General features: G+C 35.4%; 4 protein-coding genes. 3 read left to right on the forward strand and 1 reads right to left on the reverse strand.

Annotation, left to right across the window (positions count from 1 at the left end; genetic code table 11):
- Window positions 1-216: 216 nt before the first annotated feature.
- The gene (locus tag KW850_RS32365; protein WP_218351693.1) at window positions 217-483 is read left to right on the forward strand and encodes a hypothetical protein; all 267 of its coding nucleotides are present in this window, start codon (window positions 217-219) and stop codon (window positions 481-483) included.
- 256 nt (window positions 484-739) lie between these two features.
- Here the strand turns inward: KW850_RS32365 and KW850_RS32370 are convergent, their stop codons facing one another.
- Entirely contained in the window at window positions 740-1216 is a 477-nt protein-coding gene (locus KW850_RS32370; protein WP_218351694.1) for a hypothetical protein, read from the reverse strand.
- Between the two features lie 231 nt (window positions 1217-1447).
- On the opposite strand from KW850_RS32370, the gene KW850_RS32375 reads away from it, so the two are divergent.
- Together KW850_RS32375 and KW850_RS32380 are read left to right on the forward strand one after the other, a co-directional pair.
- Window positions 1448-1621: a DUF2187 family protein gene (locus tag KW850_RS32375; RefSeq protein ID WP_218351695.1), complete on the forward strand. Its 174-nt coding sequence runs from the start codon at window positions 1448-1450 to the stop codon at window positions 1619-1621.
- A gap of 175 nt (window positions 1622-1796) precedes the next feature.
- On the forward strand, window positions 1797-2567 hold the full coding sequence (locus KW850_RS32380) for a M15 family metallopeptidase (protein ID WP_308128895.1): 771 nt from the start codon (window positions 1797-1799) through the stop codon (window positions 2565-2567).
- Window positions 2568-3028: the final 461 nt, after the last annotated feature.

The raw sequence follows: 3028 nt of genomic DNA on the forward strand, positions 1-3028 counted from the left end.
CATCTTAAAATTCATATAAGGGTTCCTCCTTAAGGTTTTGAGTTAGAGTGGTGTCTATACTCATATCTTACTGAGGGACCTATTTTTTTTCAAAGTTGAAAATTAGCTGCCTACAGGAATTCTAACGGAGCAGGTTAGTGCAACAAGCATTGGTACAATATTGGTTGGGGAAACGTATTAGAGAGATGAAATTTAAGATAGGTAGAGGTTAATGGAATGGGAAAAGATTTTTATGCTGGTATTTTCAGCTTTATAGTTGGAGTTCTTGCAATTTATATGTTCTTCCATGCCACAAGGGAACGTTTCTTGCACAATAAAACTTATGACCATATCAGGTATATAACCCCGTTACCTGTCTCTTTTAATTTTTGGTGGGGGGACTTTTATGTTTGGCTGTCGGGGTATACGGAATCATTGAACCATTTCTTTAATCTAATTGTTCTTGAATTAACGGGTGCAAGAGTTAAACGGGGATTGCTGTGACGATCTTTTTTTGTTTTACTTACGGGGCAGGTTAGTGGAAGAAGTAATTTGACTCTTCAATGTCGCATTGACCAAAATTGTGCAGTAAAAATAAAAAAGGACAGTCTCTATTGGAAGAAACCATAGAATAAAGATTTTACCATTCCCTGTCCTGTGTACACGTACTTTGTACCGAATGGATATGGAAATCTCCATATTTTCGGTTACTTCGCTTTCCTTCTCCAATGAAGGGGACGTCAAGTCAGTTCTTGGTCATTTATGAGTTTCGCTTTGGCTGTTTGAACACTTCGTCCTGCCACAGTTGATACAGATAGATGATAAGCGCAAAACCGACCATCATAGCAACAATGGCTATTGTAGACAAAGTCGATTCACTCGAAACAAGCCCCATCCGTTGCCATACCGGGTAAACGAAGTACATAAATAACCCGTCCAAAAGTATATTGACAGTCAAATACATCCAAAATTTCCCGAAAGTAAAGCGGAATACCCAGATAACTATAACTAAATATGCTCCATACACCCAAGGAACCGGGGCGACTTTATCCCACCCGAACAGACTGGAACCTGTCTCTTTCCACCATCCGTAATGGTAAGCCGCTTGATATGCCAAGGTATCAATAACGGTCATAAATAGAGCGACCGGCATGTACCTGCGTACAGTATCCATTTTCAAAAAAAACAAGGACGCCCAAGGCAATATCAAGATTGACCAGAGAATAATCTGTTTCATGTCATTAATACCCCACATTAGTTTTATGTGTAGTGTTACTCTCGGTTCATATATTTATTCGATTTATCCGATAAAAGTAATTGAAACACCGACTTGGTTAAGCAGAATAACATTCCAATTGGACAAAGGGTTGCGGCAGCCTTCTTTTTTATTCGTAATATTACAGCTTGTATTTTAATTGTTCCTGCATTTTTTTATCTTTGCTGAAAATAATAAGTTCAGAGTGATAAAATGGCAACTGCTAAAATTGGGGATAATATTTTATTTAAGCGTGAAGGGAAAAGCTATGAAGGAATTGTTAAGGTTGTAAGAGAAAATTCTGTTATTGTTGAGTATGGATACAATAAAGAAAAAGACGAACCAATTACAACCATAGTCAATCATAAAAATTATAAAATTACTTAGGCAACTTTGTGAAAAAATATACTTAAAGTAACGGGTGCAATAGTTGAAGAACGGAGCTGTCATCGAGGCAGCTTCTTCTTTTTGAACTAACGGCACGGATTCTTCAATAATTTCCAAGATTAAACCTGCTTTTAATAAGACATTATAAAAGTAACCTTAAAGGAGGTTATGATACGTGATTAAGAAAAACATCAGTGTCCTTTTGATGTTCTTTTTAATAATTAGTCTTACTGGATGCAACAAAAAATCAAATGAATCATCTTCACCTAAGACGCCCAAAATAAATCAAATGAACATATCGAATTCAACCGATAAAAACCTTAATAAAAAACGGAAAACAAGAATAAGCGCTGTGGCCTTAACTCCCTATCCATCTTCGATAGCAACCGTTGTAAATAAAAAATATTATTTACCTGTTACTTATGTACCGAAGAATTTAGTATTTCCGGAAGTACCTTTTCTATTCAAAGAAAAAATTGAAAAACGTAAAATGAGATGGGAAGCGGCTAAAAGTTTGGAAAAGATGTTTGCTGCCGCAAAAAAAGATGGAATTTATTTAAGTGGGGTATCTGCGTATCGTTCTTATTCTACACAAAAAGTATTGTTTAACAATTATGTTAAAAGAGATGGATTTGAAAAAGCGGTAACATACAGTGCGATTCCGGGCACAAGTGAGCATCAAACAGGTTTAGCGATTGATGTAAGCGGAACAGACGGAATATGTGCAGTTTCGTCCTGTTTCGGAAACAGAAAAGAAGCGAATTGGTTGAGTAAAAACAGTGCGAATTATGGGTTTATTGTTCGTTACCCAAAAGGAAAAGAATCCATTACGGGTTATAAACATGAGCCGTGGCATCTTCGTTACGTTGGTAACATTTCGAAACCAATTAATAATCGCGGGATTACACTTGAAGAATATTTAGGTGTTAAATCCGTTTCCAAATAAGAAAAAAGCGGTTCTCCAAAAACAGAGAATCGCTTTCTTTCGTATGAATAAGACCTTGTCCTTTTGCCTTTAATAACAAAGAATATGATGTGCGAAAGACGACGAGTACGCTGATATATTTGATTCGATAGCAGGTGTACATAAAAACAAAACACAAAGTAGTGAAGAATAAACAAATATAAATAATACTCTTTTTTGGTATATGTAAACACCTCAAAGTTAATATAAGTGTACTAAAGGTAAGTTATACGGGTTGATAAATGGGAGGTATCAATTATTTTGGTAATGATGCAATACCCTATAAATAAAGCAAGATTGTGAAGCATTGTACTTAAACTAAACCAGCTAATAGTTTGTCAATATTTTTCAATAAAAATCCTAAAAATCACATGATATACTAAAAATAAGCATGCCAAATAACCTTCCTAACCTAAACTTTTGGAAGGTTTTGTATTGTTTGG

The sequence above is a fragment of the Bacillus sp. sid0103 genome (genome assembly GCF_019219025.1).